Annotated in this window: 23 protein-coding genes; 18 read left to right on the top strand and 5 right to left on the bottom strand. The window is 72.6% G+C overall.

Annotated features, from left to right (window positions below; all coding sequences use genetic code 11):
- Window positions 1-214 precede the first annotated feature (214 nt).
- The 5 genes from ACFYZF_RS26125 (at window position 215) to ACFYZF_RS26105 (ending at window position 4,586) form a co-directional block, all read left to right on the top strand.
- Entirely contained in the window at window positions 215-496 is a 282-nt protein-coding gene (locus ACFYZF_RS26125; RefSeq protein ID WP_387025050.1) for a GlsB/YeaQ/YmgE family stress response membrane protein, read from the top strand.
- 210 nt (window positions 497-706) lie between these two features.
- Window positions 707-1,996 carry a sugar ABC transporter substrate-binding protein gene (locus ACFYZF_RS26120; RefSeq protein WP_387025048.1) on the top strand — a complete coding sequence of 430 codons (1,290 nt, stop codon included), beginning with the start codon at window positions 707-709 and terminating at the stop codon, window positions 1,994-1,996.
- A complete protein-coding gene (locus ACFYZF_RS26115) occupies window positions 1,993-2,979 on the top strand; it encodes a carbohydrate ABC transporter permease (RefSeq protein ID WP_387025046.1) in 987 nt (328 codons plus the stop codon). The genes ACFYZF_RS26120 and ACFYZF_RS26115 overlap by 4 nt, the downstream gene beginning before the upstream one ends.
- Before the next feature lie 11 nt (window positions 2,980-2,990).
- The gene (locus ACFYZF_RS26110; protein ID WP_387025134.1) at window positions 2,991-3,824 is read left to right on the top strand and encodes a carbohydrate ABC transporter permease; all 834 of its coding nucleotides are present in this window, start codon (window positions 2,991-2,993) and stop codon (window positions 3,822-3,824) included.
- A gap of 117 nt (window positions 3,825-3,941) precedes the next feature.
- Window positions 3,942-4,586, top strand: coding sequence for an MOSC domain-containing protein (locus tag ACFYZF_RS26105; protein ID WP_387025044.1), 645 nt, complete (start codon window positions 3,942-3,944; stop codon window positions 4,584-4,586).
- A 72-nt stretch (window positions 4,587-4,658) separates the two neighbouring features.
- Here ACFYZF_RS26105 and ACFYZF_RS26100 read toward each other — a convergent pair whose 3' ends face one another.
- The 3 genes from ACFYZF_RS26100 to ACFYZF_RS26090 all read right to left on the bottom strand — a co-directional run bounded on the left by ACFYZF_RS26100 (window position 4,659) and on the right by ACFYZF_RS26090 (window position 7,621).
- Window positions 4,659-5,561 carry a phytanoyl-CoA dioxygenase family protein gene (locus ACFYZF_RS26100; RefSeq protein ID WP_387025042.1) on the bottom strand — a complete coding sequence of 301 codons (903 nt, stop codon included), beginning with the start codon at window positions 5,559-5,561 and terminating at the stop codon, window positions 4,659-4,661.
- 219 nt (window positions 5,562-5,780) lie between these two features.
- Entirely contained in the window at window positions 5,781-6,644 is an 864-nt protein-coding gene (locus tag ACFYZF_RS26095) for a hypothetical protein (protein ID WP_387025132.1), read from the bottom strand.
- A gap of 194 nt (window positions 6,645-6,838) precedes the next feature.
- Complete coding sequence (locus ACFYZF_RS26090; RefSeq protein WP_387025040.1) at window positions 6,839-7,621, bottom strand: enoyl-CoA hydratase-related protein; 783 nt, start codon at window positions 7,619-7,621, stop codon at window positions 6,839-6,841.
- A gap of 18 nt (window positions 7,622-7,639) precedes the next feature.
- Here ACFYZF_RS26090 and hemW point away from each other — a divergent pair, with 18 nt between their 5' ends.
- Window positions 7,640-8,863 carry a radical SAM family heme chaperone HemW gene (hemW, locus tag ACFYZF_RS26085; protein WP_387025038.1) on the top strand — a complete coding sequence of 408 codons (1,224 nt, stop codon included), beginning with the start codon at window positions 7,640-7,642 and terminating at the stop codon, window positions 8,861-8,863.
- Window positions 8,864-8,944: 81 nt separating this feature from the next.
- Here hemW and ACFYZF_RS26080 read toward each other — a convergent pair whose 3' ends face one another.
- Window positions 8,945-9,622, bottom strand: coding sequence for a DUF4870 domain-containing protein (locus ACFYZF_RS26080; protein WP_387025036.1), 678 nt, complete (start codon window positions 9,620-9,622; stop codon window positions 8,945-8,947).
- Between the two features lie 253 nt (window positions 9,623-9,875).
- On the opposite strand from ACFYZF_RS26080, the gene hrcA reads away from it, so the two are divergent.
- From hrcA to ACFYZF_RS26065, 3 genes are all read left to right on the top strand, one after another.
- Complete coding sequence (hrcA, locus tag ACFYZF_RS26075; RefSeq protein WP_387025034.1) at window positions 9,876-10,898, top strand: heat-inducible transcriptional repressor HrcA; 1,023 nt, start codon at window positions 9,876-9,878, stop codon at window positions 10,896-10,898.
- Between the two features lie 74 nt (window positions 10,899-10,972).
- Window positions 10,973-12,115, top strand: coding sequence for a molecular chaperone DnaJ (gene dnaJ, locus ACFYZF_RS26070; RefSeq protein WP_387025032.1), 1,143 nt, complete (start codon window positions 10,973-10,975; stop codon window positions 12,113-12,115).
- A 58-nt stretch (window positions 12,116-12,173) separates the two neighbouring features.
- Window positions 12,174-12,908 carry a 16S rRNA (uracil(1498)-N(3))-methyltransferase gene (locus ACFYZF_RS26065; protein WP_387025030.1) on the top strand — a complete coding sequence of 245 codons (735 nt, stop codon included), beginning with the start codon at window positions 12,174-12,176 and terminating at the stop codon, window positions 12,906-12,908.
- A 641-nt stretch (window positions 12,909-13,549) separates the two neighbouring features.
- On the opposite strand, the gene ACFYZF_RS26060 is transcribed toward ACFYZF_RS26065, so the two are convergent.
- The gene (locus ACFYZF_RS26060; RefSeq protein WP_387025028.1) at window positions 13,550-14,311 is read right to left on the bottom strand and encodes an SDR family NAD(P)-dependent oxidoreductase; all 762 of its coding nucleotides are present in this window, start codon (window positions 14,309-14,311) and stop codon (window positions 13,550-13,552) included.
- A 45-nt stretch (window positions 14,312-14,356) separates the two neighbouring features.
- On the opposite strand from ACFYZF_RS26060, the gene ACFYZF_RS26055 reads away from it, so the two are divergent.
- From ACFYZF_RS26055 to ACFYZF_RS26015, 9 genes are all read left to right on the top strand, one after another.
- Entirely contained in the window at window positions 14,357-14,707 is a 351-nt protein-coding gene (locus tag ACFYZF_RS26055) for a histidine triad nucleotide-binding protein (RefSeq protein WP_387025026.1), read from the top strand.
- Window positions 14,708-14,747: 40 nt separating this feature from the next.
- The gene (locus ACFYZF_RS26050) at window positions 14,748-16,088 is read left to right on the top strand and encodes a serine hydrolase domain-containing protein (protein WP_387025130.1); all 1,341 of its coding nucleotides are present in this window, start codon (window positions 14,748-14,750) and stop codon (window positions 16,086-16,088) included.
- A 242-nt stretch (window positions 16,089-16,330) separates the two neighbouring features.
- Window positions 16,331-17,395 (top strand): PhoH family protein, encoded by a 1,065-nt coding sequence (locus ACFYZF_RS26045; protein ID WP_387025128.1) that lies wholly within the window; start codon window positions 16,331-16,333, stop codon window positions 17,393-17,395.
- Window positions 17,396-17,404: 9 nt separating this feature from the next.
- Complete coding sequence (gene ybeY, locus ACFYZF_RS26040) at window positions 17,405-17,878, top strand: rRNA maturation RNase YbeY (protein WP_350887230.1); 474 nt, start codon at window positions 17,405-17,407, stop codon at window positions 17,876-17,878.
- On the top strand, window positions 17,854-19,272 hold the full coding sequence (locus tag ACFYZF_RS26035) for a hemolysin family protein (RefSeq protein ID WP_387025126.1): 1,419 nt from the start codon (window positions 17,854-17,856) through the stop codon (window positions 19,270-19,272). The genes ybeY and ACFYZF_RS26035 overlap by 25 nt, the downstream gene beginning before the upstream one ends.
- Entirely contained in the window at window positions 19,265-19,651 is a 387-nt protein-coding gene (locus ACFYZF_RS26030) for a cytidine deaminase (protein ID WP_387025024.1), read from the top strand. The genes ACFYZF_RS26035 and ACFYZF_RS26030 overlap by 8 nt, the downstream gene beginning before the upstream one ends.
- Before the next feature lie 83 nt (window positions 19,652-19,734).
- Window positions 19,735-20,658 (top strand): GTPase Era, encoded by a 924-nt coding sequence (gene era / locus ACFYZF_RS26025; protein ID WP_387025124.1) that lies wholly within the window; start codon window positions 19,735-19,737, stop codon window positions 20,656-20,658.
- A 98-nt stretch (window positions 20,659-20,756) separates the two neighbouring features.
- Entirely contained in the window at window positions 20,757-21,065 is a 309-nt protein-coding gene (locus ACFYZF_RS26020; RefSeq protein ID WP_387025022.1) for a Scr1 family TA system antitoxin-like transcriptional regulator, read from the top strand.
- Between the two features lie 22 nt (window positions 21,066-21,087).
- Window positions 21,088-21,270, top strand: a complete 183-nt coding sequence (locus tag ACFYZF_RS26015) for a DUF397 domain-containing protein (protein ID WP_387025020.1) — start codon at window positions 21,088-21,090, stop codon at window positions 21,268-21,270.
- The last annotated feature ends 55 nt before the right edge of the window (window positions 21,271-21,325 follow it).

The raw sequence follows: 21,325 nt of genomic DNA, 5'->3' as shown, positions 1-21,325 counted from the left end.
CACGAGTTGTCTCTCGTCAATGTGGGCTCCGGTGTGTCGGCCAGGCCCGGGAGCGCGCCGAAGGGCTGCCGTAGGCGGCCTGAGCTGCCCAGACGTTCCGAGTGGCGGGCATCCATCGCAATCTCCGGAGGGTGGGTTTGGATTTCCGGCGGGTCGGGAACTTAGATGTCGCCACAGCGAACAATACTTATGAAGCTTTCTGAGGAGAACGACCATGACTGTTACCGGAATCATCACCGCGCTCATCGTCGGTCTGATCGTGGGCGCCCTGGGCCGCCTGGTCGTCCCGGGCCGGCAGAACATGCCGATCTGGCTGCACATGCTCGTCGGTGTGGGCGCCGCTCTGCTCGGCACCGTGCTGGCCAACGCCGTCGGCATCTCCACCAACACCGCCGGGGTCGACTGGGCCGAGCTGCTGGTTCAGGTCGTCGTCGCCGCCATCGCGGTCGCGATCGTGGCCGGCGTGGGTGGTCGCCGCAGCGTCACCCACCGGTAACAGCCACCGTCTCGCCGACGGGCGCCCGACCTCTCCGGTCGGGCGCCCGTTCCTCTGTGTCACGACCGGTTCCGTCCACGTCGGACTGCCACCGCGCCGCCGCTGCGGTACGGTCGCCTCGCTTCCAAGTCGCCCCTGTCGTAAAGGAATTTTTCCTACTAGGGTGCGGCGGAGAAGGTTAGTGCCAGGACGGCGCGAGGGAGATGTGGCGTGAACAGGTGGAAACGGCTGGCCCCGGTCACCGCCGTGGTGGCGTCGGCCGCGATGGTGCTCACCGGTTGCGGTGGCTCGGGGGACGACAAGGCCGCCGACAACAGCAAGCTGACGGTCTGGATGATGGGCGAGGGCAGCGAGGCGCAGACCACGTTCCTCGACGGCGTCGAGACCGAGTTCAAGAAGAAGCACCCCGACACCGACGTGGTCGTGCAGTACATCCCCTGGCTCGAGGCGCCCAAGAAGTTCCAGGCGGCGCTCGCCGGCGGTGAGGGACCCGACGTCACCGAGCTCGGCAACACCGAGACCCAGGGCTGGGCCGCCCAGGAGGCGCTGGCCGACGTCACCGGCAAGTTCGGTGGCTGGTCCGAGGGCAAGGACATCCTCCCCGACCTGGTCAAGAACGCCCAGCTCGACGGCAAGCAGTACGGCGTGCCGTGGTACGCCGGTGTCCGCGCGCTGTACTACCGCACCGATTGGTTCGCCGAGGCCGGCGTGAAGCCGCCGACGAGCTGGGACGAGCTGGTCGCCGCCGCGAAGGCCGTCCAGGCGAAGAAGCCGGGCACCTACGGCATCGCGCTGCCGGGCAACTCGGAGCTGCCGTTCTACTCCTTCCTCTGGGGCGCGGGCGGCGAGATCGCCACCAAGCAGGGCGACACCTGGAAGTCCGGCTACAACACCCCGGAGGCCCAGAAGGCGGTCAAGTTCTGGACCGACATGGTCACCGTGCACAAGGTCGCCCCGCCCGCCGCCGCCGGCTGGAACGAGATCGACGCCCGGACCCAGTTCGCCACCGGCAAGGCGGCGATGGCCTTCGGCGGCAGCTGGCAGGCCGGCGCCATCAAGAAGGACAACCCCGACATCGAGAAGGTCTGGGGCACCTTCCCCATCCCCGGCCCGGACGGCAAGCCGGCCCCGGCCTTCGCGGGTGGCTCGGACATCGCCCTGTGGAAGGACAGCAAGAAGCAGGACCTCGCCTGGGACTACCTGACCGTGCTGCTGAGCAAGCAGAAGGACAAGGAGTTCGCCAGCAGCCTCGGCTTCTTCCCGGTCTACTCCGACCTGGTCAGCGGCGGCGAGTACGCCAACGACAAGCTCATGGCGGCGTTCGCCACGACGCTGCAGAACACGAAGCTGACCCCGCTCACCCCGAAGTGGGTCGAGGTCAGCCGTACCAAGACGGTGACCCAGGCCATGAACAGCTCGGTCATCAAGGGGCAGAAGACGGTCGAGAAGGCCACCGCCGAGGCGGCTGCCGAGATGGAAAGCATCCTCAACGCGAAGTGACCACGCTGATCCAGGCGCCGGAGACGTCCGCCGCGCGGGAGAACCCCGCGCGGCGGCGTCGCCGGGTGGACCGCCTGCCCTACCTGTTGCTCCTGCCCTGCCTGGTGATCATCGGCGTGCTGCTGCTGTGGCCGCTCGGCCAGGTGGTGGCGATGTCCTTCTTCCGGCTGAACAACGTCCGGCAGCTGCGCGGCGACCGGGAATGGCCCTGGGTCGGGTTCGGCAACTACGCCGAGATCCTCGGAGACCCGTTCTTCCTGACGGTGCTGCGCAACACGGTCCTCTTCGCCGTGGCGAACGTGGCGCTGACGATGGTCCTCGGCACCCTGGTCGGGCTGCTGCTCAACGGGCTGGGCAAGCGGATGGCCACCTTCGTTGCTAGCTGCGTGATGCTGGCCTGGGCCACCCCGGCGCTGACCGGCACCATCGTGTGGAAGTGGATGTTCGACGACACCTCCGGCCTGGTGACCTGGCTGTTCAACGCCCTGCCGGACGGGCTGTCGAACGCGTTGTTCGGGCGCGCCGACTGGACCGGCTACGGCTGGTTCAACTCGCCGCTGATGTTCTTCTCGATCCTCACCCTCGTGGTGGTCTGGCACTCCTTCCCGTTCATCGCGGTCAGCGTGCTGGCCGGGCTCAAGAGCGTGCCGGGCGAGCTGCACGAGGCGGCCCGGGTCGACGGGGCCGGGCCGTGGAAGGTGTTCTGGAAGATCACCTTCCCGCTGCTGCGCCCGGTCTTCGGAATCCTGGTGGTGCTCTCCACCATCTGGGACTTCAAGGTCTTCACCCAGCAGTTCGTGCTGGCCGGCGGCACCCAGGACCGGCCGACGTTCATGTTGTCGATCTACTCGTACGCCGAGGCGTTCTCCCCGCCCCCGAAGTACGGCCTGGGCGCGGCGATCGCGGTCATCCTCACGCTGATCCTGCTCCTGGTGACCGGGGTGTACGTGCGGATGGTGCTCAAGCAGGAGGAGGAGTCGTGAGGCGCGGCGCGGTGGTGAAGCGGGTCGCCCTCAACGGCGCGGGCCTGCTGGTGGCGCTCTTCGCGGCGTTCCCCGTCTACTGGATGATCGCGACGTCGCTCAAGCCGAACCGGGAGATCTTCTCGGCCACGCCCCGGCCGGTGCCGGCCAGCCCGACGCTGGAGCACTACCGGGAGATCCTGACCGGGAACCTGATTCCCGGCGTGACGTTCGCGGACTTCTTCCTCAACAGCGTCCTGGTGGCGGTCTCGACCGTGGTGCTCAGCAGCCTGGTCGCGCTGCTCGCGGCGACCGCGGTGGCCCGGTTCCGGTTCAAGCTGCGGACCAGCTTCCTGATCATGCTGCTGGTGGTGCAGATGATCCCGCTGGAGGCGCTGGTCATCCCGCTGTTCCTGATGATCCAGCGGCTGGGCCTCTACAACACCCTGCCCAGCCTGATCCTCACCTACCTCGGCTTCTCGCTGCCGTTCGCGGTCTGGATGCTCCGCGGCTTCGTGGCCGCGGTGCCCAAGGAACTCGAGGAGGCCGCGGCGATCGACGGGGCGAGCCGGGTGCAGATCTTCCGCCGCATCCTGTTCCCACTGGTCGCGCCCGGCCTGGTGGCGACCAGCATCTTCTCCTTCATCACCGCCTGGAACGAGCTGATCTTCGCGCTGACGTTCATCAACGATCAGGACCGGTACACCCTGCCGGTGGCGATGACGTTCTTCTTCGGCCGGGACGACACCGCGTGGGGGCCGGTGATGGCAGCCTCGACGCTGTTCACCCTTCCGGTGATCATCTTCTTCCTGCTGGTGCAGCGCCGGATGGTCTCCGGCCTGGTGGCGGGTGCCGTCAAGGGCTGAGGTGCGGGCAGGGGCCGGCGCGCGAACGTCCGGAAAAGACCCTGCCCGTCGCCCGGCGGCCAGGCCTCCGCCGTTCCGGGGACGGTGGTCGCCGGTGCCCGGCCGTAGGCTGATGCCATGACGGGCAGGCTGGTGGCGGTGAACCTCGGCACGGTGACCGAGGCGGAATGGGCGGGCGACGCGAGCGGCCGTAGCGGGATCGACAAGCGACCGGTTGACGGGCCGGTGCTGCTGCGGGCCGACGGCGTCGATGGGGACTTCATCGCCGAGCGGGCCCACCACGGCGGCCCCGACCAGGCGGTCTACGCGTACGCCGAGGAGGACGCCGCCTGGTGGGCGGCCGAGCTGGGCCGGGCCGTCCGGGAGGGTGGCTTCGGCGAGAACCTGACCACGTACGCCGTGGACGTGACCGGGGCGGTGATCGGGGAGCAGTGGCTGATCGGCTCGGCCCTGCTCCAGGTGACCAAGCCGCGCACGCCGTGCGCCACGTTCGCCGGGTTCTGGGGCGTGCCCAACCTGATCAAGCGGTTCACCGTGCGGGCCGCGCCCGGGGCGTACCTGCGGGTGCTGCGGGAGGGCGAGGTCAGCGCGGGCGACCAGGTCGAGGTGGTGGACCGGCCGGCGCACGGCGTCACTATCGGGGAGGTGTTCCGGGCCGGCACCCTGGAGCCGGAGCTGCTGCCCCGGCTGCTCGACGTCCCCGAGCTGCCGGAGTCGGTCCGGGAGAAGGCCCGCCGCCGGCTCGACGCGGGGCGGGCCTGACCACGCCGGGCGTGCGGAAGGGCCCCCTGCCGTGCGCGACGCGCGCCGACAGAGGGCCCTTCGCCTATCGCGTCAGCGGAGCCAGGGGATGTTGCGATCGAGCTGGCCGCGCTCCTTGAGCTCCTTGCGCAGCGGGATCTCGTCGTCGACGTACCCGTTCCAGTTGATGCCCCAGTAGTTCGCGGTGTGGGTGCCCTCGCCGCAGAGCTGGCGCTGGACCGGCGTGCGGTTGGCCCACCACTCGCTCTCGGGGTCGATGTGCAGCTCGTCGAGGGGGCGGATCCACCGGTAGGTGTAGCCGACGAAGAGCATCTTGCGGGTGATCGTGGACAGGTTCGTCGACCGGGAGTGCCACTGGCGGCGGTCGAAGATGAACGCGTCGCCCGGCTTGGCGGTGATCTCCACCGCGCCCTCCGGGTCCGGGTTGTGCACCGTCAGGTCGTCCGGCCGGGGCAGCGAGTTCCACAGGTGGCTGCCCGGGATCACCTTGGTCGCGCCGCGCCCGGTCTCCGACAGGTCGGAGAGCACGTACGCCACCTTCAGCGAGAACATCGGCCGGGGCAGGTTCGGGTCCATCGTCTCCGGGTCGGAGTTCTGCCGGTACCCGTCCTGGTGCCAACCCCAGTACGGCTTCTCCGGCTCGGCCGCCGGCGGGGTGACGTCCAGGTGGTTGTGGTGGGTGTAGATGTTCCACCCGGCGAGGCCCCACATGTACGGGAAGGCGATCGGGTGGGTGAGCAGGTTGCCGAAGAGCTCGTCCCGATCCAGGAAGCCCAGCAGGTGCAGGGTGCCGTCCTTGGTGGTCTTGCCCTTGGCCTTCTCCTCCGCGTAGACGCGGTCGACGGCCTCCTCCAGGGCGGCCCGGTGCTCCTCCGTCAGCACGTTCCGCAGCAGGAGGAAGCCCTGCTCGTGGAACTCCTTGCGATCGGTGTCGCTGATCGGTTCGTAGCCGGTCCGGCCGTCGTAATCGAACACCGCGTAGTACCCCTCCCCATGAGGAAACCATTTCTGGCCCAGGCAGCCGATGGTACTGCGCCGGTATCGGGGGTGGCGTCGCGCCCGGCCGGCACCGGGTGGTCGCTCGACGATCGGCAGCCGGTCGGGTGCGGAGGGTGACAATCGGATGCCAGCCCGGGGAATTTGCCGGCTATGCCGGATTGCGCGATCACCGTGGGTGGGGAGATCCGGGGACGATCAGGAGTCGGCGAAGACCTCCGCGACGACCCGCTGATCGGCAGCCGGGGCGTCGGCCACCCGACCCCAGGTGCCGGCCTCGGCGGTCCACTCCAACCCGCCGAAGCGCACCCGCTTCACCCCGTGATCGGAGGCGTGCGAGACGAACCAGTGCGCGTACCGCCAGCCGTCGCGCTGGTCGGTGGCCGGCACGGCGAGCCCCGTCAGCTCGGCCAGCGACACCGTCCTCGGCAGCCCCCAGTCGAGGCTCAGGCCCTGGGTCAGCGCCGCCGCCGCAGCCTCGCCGCGCATCACCGGCGTCGACCCCACGGTGCAGGCCACGGCCCCGGTCGCCTGACCGAGCAGCGCCCGGGTCAACACCTGCGACTCGTCGGCCCACTTCTCGTACGCCTCCGGGTAGGCCGAGCGCTGCACCCGTTGCGCGGCATCGGTGACCCGCATCTTCTCCCAGCCGCGCACCCGCTTGAGCGCGGCGTAGAACTTGTTGGCCGCGTACCGCGGGTCACCGATCTGCTCCCCGGTGCCCCAGCCCTGGCTCGGCCGCTGCTGGAACAGCCCCACGGAGTCGCGGTCGCCACCGTCGAGGTTGCGCAGCCCGGACTCCTGGTACGCCGTGGCGAGGGCCACCACCACGGCGCGCTCCGGCATCTTCCGCTGGGTGCCGATCGCCGCGATGGTGGCGGCGTTGGCCATCTGGTCGGCGTCGAGGCGCACCTGGCCGTCCGCCTGCACGAGACAGGTGCGGCTGGCCAGGGGGAGCCGCAGGCGCTCACCCACCTGGCGGGCCACGAGCCAGATCCCGATGGCGGCGATGACGGCGACGACGACACCGGCCGCGACGATTGCCCGAGTTCGCACCCGCACCCCCTGTTCGCCAGCGTCCGCCAAGAGTACGTCCCCACCGTCGCCGACCGGGTCGTCCGACCGGTTCGCTCCGTTCCGTAGCGAGTCGACCACATTTCACGCCCGGGACGGTGGGTTCCGCCGGGCCCGGTGCCGGGGCGCAACGGGGGGCGGTTGACCGGCCGGCTTTCCCGCCGGCCGGGGCGGGAAACGCCTCAGCCGGCCGGCACCCAGCTCGCGTCCCGCTTCTCCCGGAACGCCAGCACCCCCTCGCGCCCCTCCTCGGAGAGGAAGTACCCGGTCGAGACGGCGGCCAGCTCGGCGATCTCGGCGCGCAGGTCGGCGGCCGGCGGCCGGCGCAGCAGGGCCTTCGCCCCGGCCAGCGCGTGCGGCGCGCCCCGCACCAGCGACGCGCACACCCGCTCCACCGCCGCGTCCAGCCCGTCGGCCGGCACGGCGGTGGTGACCAGGCCGATCTCGGCGGCCCGCCGGCCGTCGAAGGTGTCGCCGGTCAGGTACAGCTCGGCGGCGGCCCGGGGGGCCAGCCGGGGAAGCACGGTCGCCGAGATCACCGCCGGGACCACCCCGATCCGCACCTCGGTGAAGGCGAACGTCGCCTCCTGTGCGCAGACCGCCAGGTCGGCCGCCGCGATCAGGCCCAGCCCGCCGGCCCGCGCCGGCCCGGCCACCCGGGCCACCACCGGCTTCGGGCACTCCCAGACCGCCGCGAGCACGTCGCCGAGCATCCCCGCCGGGACCGTCCCGCTGGCGTACGCGGCGGCGGTCTCCTTCAGGTCGGCGCCGGAGCAGAACACCGGGCCGGTGTGGTCGAGCACGACCACCCGGACCGCGTCGTCGGCAACCGCGGCGGACAGCCCGGCCAGCAGCTCGGTCATCAACGGCGTGGAGAGCGCGTTGCGGTTGTGCGGGCTGTTCAGGGTGAGGGTGGTCACCCCGCGGGCCGTGGTGACCCGCACGAGCGCGTCGGAGGAGGTCATGCGGGCACACTAGTGGCCATGCCCGGCGTCCTTCCAGAAGGCGAAGCCGTCCCCGTCGACGGCTCGCTGCCCGCCACCGCCACCCGCGCCGTCGGCGCGCGCGGCTTCGGCGTGTACGTGCACGTGCCGTTCTGCGCCAGCCGGTGCGGCTACTGCGACTTCAACACGTACACGGCCGACGAGTTGGGTGGCGGGGTCGGCCGCGAGTCGTACGCCGACACGGTGCTGGCCGAGCTGGCCCTCGCCGGCCGGGTGCTCGGCGACACCCCGCCGCCGAGGGTCGACACCGTGTTCGTCGGCGGCGGCACGCCCACCCTGCTCCCCGCCGACCACCTGGCCCGCATCCTCGACGGCATCGACCGCACCTGGGGGCTGGCCGCCGACGCCGAGGTGACCACCGAGGCCAACCCGGAGTCGGTCACGCCGGAGTCGCTGAAGACCCTGCGGGCGGCCGGGTACACCCGGATCTCGCTGGGCATGCAGTCCGCCGCCCCGGGGGTGCTGGCGGTACTCGACCGTCGGCACAGCGCCGGCCGGGCCACCGCCGCCGCGGCGGAGGCCCGCGACGCCGGGTTCGACCACGTCAACCTGGACCTGATCTACGGCACGCCGGGGGAGAGCGCCGAGGACTTCGCGGCGTCCCTCGACCAGGTGGTCGCCGCCGGGGTGGACCACGTCAGCGCGTACGCCCTGATCGTGGAGGACGGCACCCGGCTGGCCGCGCGGATGCGGCGCGGCGAGCTGCCGTACCCGTCCGACGACGTGGCGGCGGACCGGTACCTGGCCGCGGAGGCCGCCCTCGGCGCGGCCGGCTTCTCCTGGTATGAGGTGTCCAACTGGGCCCGCACGCCGGCCGGGCGGTGCCGGCACAACCTGCTCTACTGGACCGGCGCGGACTGGTGGGGCCTGGGTCCGGGGGCGCACAGCCACGTCGGCGGGGTGCGCTGGTGGAACGTCAAGCACCCGAGCGCGTACGCGAAGCGGCTGGCGGCGGGGGAGTCCCCCGGCCTGGCCCGGGAGGTGCTCACGCCCGGCGAGGCGCACATGGAGGACGTGATGCTGCGCCTGCGGCTCGCCTCCGGCCTGCCGCTGGACGTGCTGGACGCGCCCGGCCGGGCCGGCGCGGAGCGGGCCGTGGCCGGCGGGCTGCTCGACCCGGCCGGGTACGCGGCCGGCCGGGCCGTGCTCACCCTGCGCGGCCGGCTGTTGGCCGACGCGGTCGTGCGCGACCTGCTGCCCTGATCGGACGCCTTGGCCCGGGCCCCCGTGCGCCGGGCCGGCCGCCCGGCATCGGCCGGCCCGACGGGGGCCGGCCGATGCGGGTCACTTCACGAGGTTGTAGGTCATCGGGTAGCGGTAGAGCGTGCCCTCGTTGGCCTTGATGCCGCCGATGATGCCGAAGATGATCGGCACCAGGGCGACCAGCATCGGGATGAAGAACAGCACCCCGCAGGTGACCACGGCGAGCACGAAGCTCACCAGGAGGGCGATCACCCAGGTGAGCTGGAAGTTCAGCGCCGCGACGGCGTGCGCGCGCACGGTCGGCGACTGCGGGCCCTTGACCACGAGCGCGATCAGCGGAGCGACCCAGCCGAGCAGGCTGCCGCCGACCACCACGCCGAGCGGACCGCCGAAGTGCGCGATCAGCGCCCAGGTCTTGTCGTCGTTGGTCGGGTAGCCGCCGGTCGGGCCCGGGTACGCCCCGCCGGTCGGATATCCGCCACCCGGGGGGTATGCGCCACCCGGGGGGTAGCCGCCCGGGTTGAAGCCGCCCGGCGGGGGCTGGCTGCCGGGTGGCGGGTAGCCGCCCGACGGCGGCTGGTCGCCGGTGGGTGGTGGATAGCCGCCGGGCGGGGGATAGCCGCCCGCCCCGGGAGCCCCGGAGAGTGGTGCGGTGGGCGGCTCGTCCGCCGACGAGCCGTACGGTGCCGACGGCGGGTTGGCCTCGGGCGGGTAGCCGCCCGGGTCGCCTGACCCGGGAGGGCGAGGTGGTTCAGTCATGCACGTCACGGTAGGGGCTGCCGACAAGTGGGCACCAGAGCGACACTGGTCGGGTACGAGGGGATATCGGCGTCCCGCCCCGTCGCCCGGTGCCGCGGCCGGGCCGACGGTCCGTCTGTGATCTTACCGACGGCGGGGCAGCCGACGTAGACTGGCACTCGTTACAGTCGAGTGCCAGGCTTCGCCAGCCGGCGGGCAGGCCCGGGGCGTCGCCGCGACGACGGGCACCGACGTGCGACAGGAGGTAAGGGGAGTGGGTCTCGACGACCGCAAGCTCGCCGTGCTCCGCGCGATCGTCGAGGACTACGTCGCCACCCAGGAGCCGGTCGGGAGCAAGGCCCTGGTCGAGCGCCACCAGCTCGGCGTCTCCCCGGCGACCGTCCGCAACGACATGGCGGTCCTGGAGGAGGAGGGGTACATCCGGCAGCCGCACACCAGCGCCGGGCGGGTTCCCACCGACCGGGGCTATCGGCTTTTCGTCGACCGGCTTTCCCGGGTCAAGCCGCTCAGCCCGGCCGAGCGCCGGGCCATCGAGCGCTTCCTGGTCGGCGCGGTCGACCTGGACGACGTGGTGCACCGCACGGTCCGGCTGCTGGCCCAGCTCACCCGGCAGGTCGCCGTCGTGCAGTACCCGTCGCTCGCCCGGTCCTCGGTGCGGCACCTGGAGCTGGTGCCGATCTCCACCACCCGGCTGATGCTGGTGATGATCGCCGACACGGGGCGGGTCGAGCAGCGGCTGGTCGAGCTGCCCGCGCCGGTCCCCGCCGACGTCGTCACCGACCTGCGCCGGCTGGTCAACGAGAAGCTGGTCGGCAGCCGGCTGTCGGAGACCCCGCCACTGGTGCAGGCCCTGGTCGAGGAGTCGGCGGCGCACCTGCGTCCGGCCATGACCACGCTGTCCACGGTGCTGCTGGAGACGCTGGTCGAGCGGCACGAGGAACGCATCGCGCTGGCCGGCACCGCCAACCTCACCCGGGGCGGCCTGCTGGACTTCCAGGGTTCGCTGCGGCCGATCCTGGAGGCCCTGGAGGAGGAGGTGGTGATGCTCAAACTCATCGGCGAGGCCGAGTCGACCACCACCCGGGTGCTGATCGGCGACGAGAACGAGATCGACAACCTGCGCGCCGCCTCGGTGGTGAGCACCGGGTACGGGCCGGGGGCGGCCGCGCTCGGCGGCCTGGGCGTGCTCGGCCCCACCCGGATGGACTACCCCGGCACCATCGCCACGGTGCGGGCCGTGGCACGCTACGTGGGCGAGCTGCTGGCCCAGAACTGACCAGTCAGGGCCGACGGCCGGCTCCGGCCGCCGACCGGCGCAACGCGAGACGAACATGAGGACACGGGAACGCAGTGGCCAGGGACTACTACGGCATCCTCGGCGTAGGCCGGGAAGCCTCCGACGACGAGATCAAGCGCGCCTATCGCAAGCTGGCGCGGCAGTTCCACCCGGACGTGAATCCGGACCCGGAGGCACAGGAGAAGTTCAAGGACATCAACGCCGCGTACGAGGTCCTCTCGGACGACCGGAAACGGCAGATCGTCGACCTGGGCGGTGACCCGCTGGCCCCGGGCGGCGGGGGCGGCGGCCCGGGCGGGCCCGGCGGGGCCGGCCCGTTCGTCGGCTTCCAGGACATCATGGACGCCTTCTTCGGCGGCGCGGCCGGCGGCGCGCGCGGGCCGCGCCCGCGTACCCGGCCGGGGGCCGACGCGATCCTGCGGCTGGAGCTGGACCTGCACGAGACGGCGTTCGGCGTCGAGGCGCCGATCACCGTCGACACCGCCGTGCTCTGCACCACCTGCTCCGGCGCGGGCACCGCCGCCGGCACCCACCTGGCCACCTGCGAGGCGTGCGGCGGCCGGGGCGAGGTGCAGTCGGTGCAGCGCACGTTCCTCGGCCAGGTGGTCTCCGCCCGGCCGTGCACGGTCTGCCAGGGGTACGGCACCACGATCCCGCACCCCTGCCCGACCTGCGCCGGCGACGGGCGGGTGCGCACCCGCCGCTCGCTGACCGTGAAGATCCCGGCCGGGGTCGAGGACGGCATGCGGATCCGGCTGGCCCAGCAGGGCGAGGTCGGCCCGGGCGGCGGCACCGCCGGCGACCTGTACGTGGAGATCCACGAGCGCACGCACGACGTCTACTCCCGCAAGGGCGACGACCTGCACTGCCGGGTGACCGTCCCGATGACCGCCGCCGCGCTCGGCACCCGGCTGACCATCAAGACGCTGGACAGCGAGGAGACGGTCGACGTCAAGGCCGGCACCCAGCCGGGCAGCACCCTGCGGCTGCGCGCCCGGGGCGTGCCGCACCTGCGCGGCACCGGCCGTGGCGACCTCTACGTCCACCTCGACGTGCGGACCCCGACCAAGCTCGACGCCGACCAGGAGAAGATGCTCCGGGACTTCGCCAAGACCCGGGGCGAGGAGGTCGCCGAGCTGTCCAAGCAGGGCGGCTTCTTCTCCCGGATGCGCGACGCGTTCAACGGGCACCCCTGACCCCGGTCCTCCCGGCCTCGCCGCCCCGGTTCCCGCCGGGGCGGCTAACCTGATCGTCGTGTCCGCGCCGCTGTTCCTGGTCGAGTCGCTGCCCACCGCTGCCCAGCTCACCCTGGACGGCCCCGAGGGGCATCACGCCGCCACCGTGCAGCGGCTGCGGGTGGGCGAAGAACTGCTGCTCGCCGACGGCCGGGGCGGCACCGCGTCCGCCGTGGTCACCGCCGTCGGCCGGGGCAGCCTGGAGCTCGACGTCACCTCCCGGGGGTACGTCGACGCGTCCGTGCCCCGGCTCGTGGTGGTGCAGGGCATCGCCAAGGGCGACCGGGGCGAGCTGGCCGTGCAGGCGATGACCGAGGTCGGGGTGGACGAGATCGTCCCCTGGGGGGCATCCCGCTCGGTGGTGCAGTGGCGCGGCGACCGGGGCGTGCGGGCACGGGAGAAGTGGGTGGCCACCGCCCGGGAGGCGGCGAAGCAGGCCCGCCGGGCGTGGCTGCCGGTGCTGGCCGGGGCCCCCGACGAGTCCACCGCCGCCGTGGCCCGGCGGATCGCCGGGTCCACCGCCGCGTTCGTCCTGCACGAGGAGGCCGACGACCGGCTGACCACCGTGGAGCTGCCCGACGCGGGCGAGATCGTGCTGGTCGTCGGCCCGGAGGGCGGCATCGCCGAGCCCGAGCTGGCCACCTTCACCGCCGCCGGCGCCCGGCCGGTCCGCCTGGGCCCGTCGGTCCTGCGCACCTCCACGGCCGGCGTGGCCGCCCTCTCGGTCCTCTCCACCCGCCTCCCCCGCTGGTAACCCCTCCCCCCACCCGCACCCCAGCCGCCCCATCCCATCCCCTCCCGCCGATCTTGCAGTTGAGGTGCAGGGCAGCCTGTCATGGCGTGATCGTCTGCTGATTTGTGAGACGACACGCCGGGCGAGTTCTCCAGAATCAGCAGACGATCATGAAGTCCGCCCGGGGGCGGGGCGGGAACGCCGACGCCGACGCCGACGCCGACGCTGACGTCGTCGTCGCCCGGCCGGCGGGCAACACCGCAGCGCCCCCTTTGCTCTGCTGCCCCCGGCGCAACGCTCGCTGCCGGGACAGGGGAGAGGCCACCATCGCGCGACCTCCGCCCCGCGCACCCGTGCGTACCGCCGGAGCGTGACGATCCTGCCGACCTCTCGTGCCGGCACCCCACGCGAAGCGGCTACGCGACGCTGGTGCTGGGCGGCGGTGCTGGTGTTGCGGTGGCGGCAGCAGAGCAAAGGGGGCGAGGTGGCATTACCCGCCTGACACCCCAGCCGCTTGGACGGCAGGCCCGCTGTCCCACCTCACACGCCACCCACATCGGCCAGGGCCTACAACACGGTCAGGGTTTTCGCCGCGATCTATCGATCAAGCCGCAGCTACCGCACTTACCTCCATGTTGGTGGAGGTCGCTACGGGGCCCTAGCTAGGTGCGGAGGTAGCTGGCGCCGTTCAGGTCGATGATGGTGCCGGAGGTCCACTCCGCCTCGGGGCTGGTCAGCCAGTGGACGGTGGCGGCGATCTCGTCGGGGCGGGCCACCCGGTTGAACGGGCTCTGGGCGCGGATCGCCGCGCCCCGCTCGCCGGCCAGGTGCTCCGTGGTCATGTCCGTCTCCACGAAGCCGGGGGCCACCGTGGCCACCGCGATGCCGTACGGGGCGAGGGCCACCGCGAGGGACTGGCCGAGCGCGTTCAGCCCCGCCTTGCTCGCCCCGTACGCCGGCTGGTCCGGCTCGCCCCGGAACGCGCCCCGGGAGGAGACGTTGACGATCCGCCCGCCCCGCTCGCGCATGTGCTGGGCGGCGCACCAGGTCACGTTGGCCGCCCCGGTCAGGTTGGTCTCCAGCACCTGCCGCCAGCGCCGCTGCCAGTCGGCGTAGGACGTGCCGAAGACCGGGTGCGGGGCGTCCCGCTCGCCGTACACCCCGGCGTTGTTGACCAGCACGTCCAGGCCGCCGAGGCGGGCCGCCGCGTCGTCGACCATCGCCCGTACCGCGTCGGGGTCGGTCAGGTCCGCGCGGACCACGACGTGGCCGTCGCCCGGCAGTTCGGCGCGCAGCCGCTCGGCCAGCTCCGCCGAGTCCCGGTGGTGGATCGCCACCCGGTCCCCGCCCGCCGCGAACCTCGCCGCCACCGCGCGCCCGATGCCGCGCGAGGACCCCGTCACCAGTACCGCCCGTGAAGTCACGCCGCCATCATGCCCGAGCCGGCCGGCACGCCTTACCATGCCCCGATGGGATCCGACTGCTTGTTCTGCCGCATCGTCGCCGGGGAGATCCCGGCCACCATCGTCCGGGAGACCGACACCACCCTGGCGTTCCGGGACATCTCCCCGAAGGCCCCGGTGCACGTGCTGGTCATCCCCAAGGAGCACTACGCCGACGTGGCCACCCTGGGCCAGGGCGACCCGGCGCTGGCCGGGGAGCTGCTGGCCGCGGCGGCCGTCGTGGCCGAGGAGGAGGGGCTGCTCGGCGACGGCTACCGGCTGATGTTCAACACCGGGGCGTACGGGGGCCAGGAGGTCTTCCACGTCCACGCGCATGTGCTCGGCGGCGCGCCGCTCGGCCCGATGATCTGCCGGTAGGCGGACGGTGGTGAGCGAGATCGACGGCCGTCTGGAGCGGATGGTGCGACGGGTCCAGGCCGACGGGCGGGTGCCGGCCGTGTCGGCCGCCCTGCACCGGGCGGACCGGCCGCCGTGGACGTGCGCGGTCGGCGGCACCGGCAACGACGGCGTCCTCGGCCCGGAGACGCTGTTCCGGATCGGCTCGGTCACCAAGACCTTCACCGCCGTGCTGGTCCTCCAGTGCCGCGACGCGGGCCTGCTCGACCTGGACGACCCGGTGGGCCGGCACCTCGACGTACCGGCGCACGGCGAGCTGACCGTGCGCCGGCTGCTGTCGCACACCTCGGGCCTGCAACGGGAGCCGCACGGCGACGTCTGGGACACCCTGGCCGCCCCCGACGTGGACGCGCTGCTGGCCGATCTGGCCCGGGCCGAGCGGGTGTTGCCGCCGGCCCGCCGCTACCACTACTCCAACCTCGGCATGGCGCTGCTCGGCCAGCTCGTCGCGCGGCTGCGCGGCGGCACCTGGGCCGAGGTGCTCGGCGAGCGGGTGCTCGCCCCGCTCGGGCTGACCGCCACCGCCGACCGGCCGGGCCCGGCGGCGGCCACCGGGTTCCTGGTCGACGCGTACTCCGACGAGGCGCACCCGGAGCCGCCGACCGACTTCGGCGCGGTCGGCCCGGCCGCCCAGCTCTGGAGCACCGCCTCGGACATGGCCCGGTGGGCGGCGTTCCTGGCCGACCCGGCCGCGCTGGACCCGGCCGGCGCGGTGCTCGCCCCGGCCACCCTGGACGAGATGCGCTGGCCGCTGACCGTCACCGACGAGACGTCCTGGGGCGCGGGCTTCGGGCTGGGGCTCATCCTCGTGCCGCAGGGCGAGCGGGTGGTGCACGTCGGGCACGACGGTGCGATGCCCGGCTTCCTGGCCGCCGTCTACGGCCGGCGCGGTGGCGACGGCACCGCCGGGGCGATGGGCGCGGCGGTGCTCGGCTCGTCCGGGACCGGGGTGCAGGTGATGGACCTGCCGCACCGGCTGCTCGCGGAGTCCGCCGAGCACGACCCGGCCGACGTCGAGCCGTGGCTGCCGGGGGAGCCCGCCCCGGCGCACGTGCGCGGGATGCTGGGCCGCTGGTGGGGCGAGGGCTTCGAGTACGTCTTCGGCTGGCACGACGGGGCCCTGCGGGCCCGGGGCGCGGACGACCCGGCGGGGAAGCCCCCGGCGGTCTTCGCCCCGGTGCCGGACCGGCCGGACGTGTTCCGCACCGTGTCCGGGCGGGAGGCGGGCGAACTGCTCCGGCTGACCCGGGACGCGGACGGGACGGTGGTCCGGCTGCACTGGGCCACCTACCGGTTCACCCGGGCCCAGGAGACCTTCGACGGGTACGACTTCCGGCGCTGAGCCCGGCCCCGAGCGGTCGTTGACCCGGCCCCGGAGCGTCGCTGATCCCGCCCCGAGCGGTCGTTGACCCCCGCCCCGGGTGGGGCGGCCCGGCGGCAGGTGGGGCGGGTCGGCGGCCCGGGTAATGGCAGAGGTGTCACCGAGCGGGAAACGATAGGATGGAGGCAACGTCCGACCGCCGCGCCCGCCAGGCCCGGCGCCGAGAGTGAGAGCAGGTGGCGCAGGGCCCCTCGGCCCGACCTATGACCGGCACCCCACCTCCCGGCCCGCCCCGGGTGCAAACCAGGATCACCGTTCCGGATCCCAAGATCATGGTCAACCTGCTGGGCGCGGGCGACGAGATCCTGCGACTCGTCGAACGCTCGGTCACCAGCGACGTGCACGTCCGTGGCAACGAGATCACCATCACCGGTGCTCCCGCGGACAACGCCCTCGCCGAGCGCCTCTTCAGCGAGCTGCTCGAACTGATCGAGAAAGGCGAGACTCTGACCACTGACGCCGTCCGGCGTACCGTCGGCATGCTCGAGCAGGGCAGCGCCGAGCGGCCCGCCGAGGTCTTGACCCTCAACATCCTCTCCCGGCGCGGTCGCACCATCCGTCCCAAGACCCTCGGGCAGAAGCAGTACGTCGACGCCATCGACGGGCACACCATCGTCTTCGGCATCGGCCCGGCGGGCACCGGCAAGACGTACCTGGCGATGGCGAAGGCAGTCCAGGCGCTCCAGGCCAAGCAGGTCGACCGGATCATCCTGACCCGGCCGGCGGTCGAGGCGGGGGAGCGGCTCGGCTTCCTGCCCGGCACGCTCAACGAGAAGATCGACCCGTACCTGCGCCCGCTCTACGACGCGCTGCACGACATGCTCGACCCGGAGACCATCCCGAAGCTGATGGCGGCGGGGACGATCGAGGTCGCGCCGCTGGCGTACATGCGCGGGCGTACGTTGAACAACGCGTTCATCATCCTCGACGAGGCGCAGAACACCACGCCCGAGCAGATGAAGATGTTCCTCACCCGGCTCGGCTTCGGTTCCAAGATCGTGGTCACCGGCGATGTCACCCAGGTGGACCTTCCCGGCGGGACGACCAGCGGCTTGCGGATCGTTCGGGAGATCCTGGAGGGTGTCGAGGACGTGCACTTCGCGCAGCTGTCCAGCTCCGACGTGGTGCGTCACCGGCTGGTCGGGGAGATCGTCGAAGCGTACGCCCGCTGGGACGCCGAGCGGGAGAACCAGCAGGCGCAGGGCGTGCACGCCGTGCCGGGGCGGACCGCCCCGGGCGGTCGGGCCGGCCGGCGCCGCCAGACCTAGGGAACCCAGTTGTCCATCGAGATCGCCAACGAGTCCGGTGTCGAGGTCGACACCGACGCCGTGCTCGCCGTCGCCCGGTACGCCCTCGACGAGATGGGGGTCAACCCCCTCGCCGAGCTGTCCGTGCTGCTCGTCGACATCGACTACATGACCGAGCTGAACCACCGCTGGATGGGTGGCGACGGCCCGACCGACGTGCTCGCCTTCCCCATGGACGAGGGCAGCGTCGACCACGGGCCGGGCGAGACCAGCGCGTCCGGCGGAGAGCCGGCCCTGCTCGGCGACATCGTGCTCTGCCCCGAGGTGGCGGCCAAGCAGGCCGCGACCGCCGGCCACGCTGCGGCGGACGAGCTGCACCTGCTCACCGTGCACGGGGTCCTGCACCTGCTCGGGTACGACCACGCCGAGCCGGAGGAGGAGCGGGAGATGTTCGAGCTCCAGGCCCGGCTGCTGGCTGGCTGGCGGTCGACCCGGTCCCGGTGATGCCCACCCTGATATCGGCGGCCGGCGCCACCGCCGGCCTTCCCGACCTGCAACTGCTCGTCTTCGCGGCCGGGCTGGTGGTGCTCGCCGGCCTGATCGCGATGACCGAGGCGGCGCTCGCCGCGGTGTCCCCGGCCCGGGCGGCCGAGCTGGCCCGCGACGGCGCCCGGGGCGCCCGTACCCTCCAGGCGGTCGCCGGCGACGTGGTCCGCCACCTCAACCTGCTGCTGCTGCTCCGGCTGCTGGCCGAGCTGACCGCCACCACGCTGGTCGCGCTGGTGGCGGTCGACACGTTCGGTGCGGGCTGGCGGGCTGCCCTGATCACCGCCGGCGCGATGACCGTGATCAGCTTCGTGGTGGTCGGCGTCGGCCCGCGCACCATCGGCCGGCAGCACGCGTACGCGGTCGGCCGGGCGGTCGCCCCGCTGGTGCGCTGGCTCGGGCGGGCGCTCAACCCGCTCGCCTCGCTGCTGATCCTGATCGGCAACGCGGTCACCCCGGGGCGCGGCTTCCGGGAGGGGCCGTTCGCCACCCAGGTGGAGCTGCGCGAGCTGGTCGACCTGGCCGAGCAGCGCGGCGTCGTGGAGCACGGCGAGCGGCAGATGATTCACTCGGTCTTCGCGCTGGGCGACACCATCGCCCGCGAGGTGATGGTGCCGCGCACCGAGATGCTGTGGATCGAGGAACGTAAGACCCTCTCCCAGGCGCTGACGCTCTTCCTGCGTTCCGGTTTCTCCCGCATCCCGGTCATCGGGGAGAGCGTCGACGACGTGCTGGGCGTGCTCTACCTGAAGGACCTGATCCGGCGTACCCGGGGCGGCGATCAGGCCGCGGCCCGGCTGCCGGTGGCCGAGCTGATGCGTCCGGCGACCTTCGTCCCGGAGTCCAAGCCGGTCGACGATCTGCTGTCGGAGATGCAGGCGGCCCGAAACCACCTGGTCATCGTCGTCGACGAGTACGGCGGCACCGGCGGCCTGGTCACCATCGAGGACATCCTTGAGGAGATCGTCGGGGAGATCACCGACGAGTACGATGTCGAGCGCCCGCCGGTCGAACGACTGGAGGACGGTTCGGTGCGGGTCACCGCCCGGCTGCCGGTCGAGACCCTCGGCGAGCTGTTCGACGTCGAGCTGCCCGCCGACGAGGTCGAGACGGTCGGCGGCCTGCTCGCCCAGGCCCTGGGCCGGGTTCCGATCCCCGGCGCGGAGGCCGACGTGGCCAAGCTCCGGCTGCACGCCGAGGGCACCACCGGCCGGCGCAACCGGATAGACACCGTGCTGGTCAGCCGGGTCGAGCCGACCGACCATCCCGACACCACCCCGGGGCGCGGCGAGCCCGCCGACCACCGGGGCAACCAGAACCGATCCGAGGAGAGGCAATCCGCCGATGCCTGAGTCACCCGCCGCACCTGCGGCCCTGCCCACCCCGACCGCGCCGGTCGAGCTGACCGCCGAGGACGGCAAGCTGGTCGTCCTGGCGCGCGGCGCGCGGGGCCGGGTGGGCGCCGTGGAGGGAGCGGCGGTACGCGACCAGGACGGCCGCACGTACGCGGCGGCGAGTGTCTCGCTGCCCTCGCTCACCCTCACCGCCCTTCAGCTCGCGGTGGCTTCCGCCGTGGCGGCCGGGGCCACCCGGCTGGAGGCCGCCGTGGTGGTGACCGAGGCGTCGACCCTGGACGGGGCCGGGCATGCCGCCGTCCGCGACCTGACCGCCGACGCGCCGGTCCACGTGGCCGCCCCGGACGGCACCATCCTCGGCACGGTGGTCGAGTGACCGGCCGTCCCGCGGCCGGCCGTCGCGACGGTCGTCCCGCAGCCGGTCGCCGCGCCGACGAGGGTGCTGCGGCGGGTGGCCGTGTGCCCGCCGGTGGCCGCGCGCCCGCTGGTGGCGAGCCTGGGGCCAGCCCCTACCGGGCCGGGTTCGCCTGCTTCGTGGGCCGGCCGAACGCCGGCAAGTCGACGCTGACCAACGCCATCATCGGCACGAAGATCGCGATCACCTCGAACAAGCCGCAGACCACCCGGCACATCATCCGGGCCGTGCTGCACCGGCCGGAGTCGCAGCTCGTCCTGGTCGACACCCCGGGCCTGCACCGCCCCCGCACGCTGCTCGGCGAGCGCCTGAACGACCTGGTCCGCTCCACCTGGAGCGAGGTCGACGTGATCGGCCTGTGCATCCCGGCCAACGAGCCGGTCGGCCGGGGGGACCGGTTCATCACCGGCGAGCTGGCCGAGCTGAAGGCCACCGTGATGGCCGTGGTGACCAAGACCGACCTGGTGGACAAGCGGCAACTGGCCGAGCAGCTTCTCGCAGTCAGCAAGCTGGGCGAGTTCGCCGAGGTGGTGCCGGTCAGCGCGGTCTCCGGTCACCAGGTCGACACCCTGGTCGACGTGATGACCGGCTACCTGCCCGAGTCGCCGCAGCTCTACCCGGACGACATGCTCACCGAGGACCCGGAGCAGGTGCTGATCGCCGAGATGATCCGGGAGGCGGCCCTGGAGGGGGTCCGCGACGAGCTGCCGCACTCCATCGCCGTGGTGGTGGAGGAGATGATCCCCGAGGGTCAGCTCATGAAGATCTACGCCGACGTCTACGTCGAGCGGTCCAGCCAGAAGGCGATCGTGCTCGGTCACCAGGCCAGCCGGCTCAAGCAGGTCGGCATCACCGCCCGTCGGCAGATCGAGGAGCTGCTCGGCACCCGGGTCTACCTGGACCTGCACGTCCGGGTGGCGAAGGAGTGGCAGCGCGACCCCAACCAGCTCCGCAAGCTCGGCTTCTGACCCCGGTCCGCCTCGCGCGCCGTCGTTCGCCCCCCCGTCCCCGCCGGGCAGCGGGCGGGTCGTCGGCGCGCCGGGGCGGATCTGGGGAGTTTTGAGGAGTGTCGGAGATTGCGCACCGTAACCAGGGCTTCTTACTGTCCGTACATGAGCCCGACACAGTTCCTCAGCCACGAGCTGCGCGCGGTCCGGCAGCGGATGGGCATGACCCAGGTCGACTTCGGTCGGGCCATCCACTTCTCGGAGGCGCGTTCGTGCTGGCCAGCCTGCCCGACGGGGATCCGGTCGGCTACCTCGACGACCAGCTCGCGGGCCGGGTGGTGCTGGACCCGGAGCACGTTGTCGCGTTGGAGCGGGCGTGGGAGGCTGTCCGGGCCGAGCCCTGCCGCGCGCCCAGTCGCGCGACCTGATCCGGAAGCTGGCGGACGAGCCATGATCGATCCGCGCTGGCGCACGTCGACCCGGTCAAGCGCGAACGGCGGGAACTGCGTCGAGGTGGCCGGCAACCTGCCGGGGCGGGTCCTGGTGCGCGACAGCAAGGACGTCGCCGGCCCGGTGCTCGCGTTCACCCCGGAGGGCTGGCGCTGCTTCGTCTCCGCCCCGCCGTCCCGCTGATCCACCCCGGCGGAGGTCGTCCCGGGTCAGGCCCGGGTATGGCTTTTTTCACTTA

This window comes from Micromonospora sp. NPDC001898 (assembly GCF_042891255.1).
GTDB lineage: Bacteria > Actinomycetota > Actinomycetes > Mycobacteriales > Micromonosporaceae > Micromonospora.
This window is presented reverse-complemented; position numbering and strand designations above follow the sequence as displayed.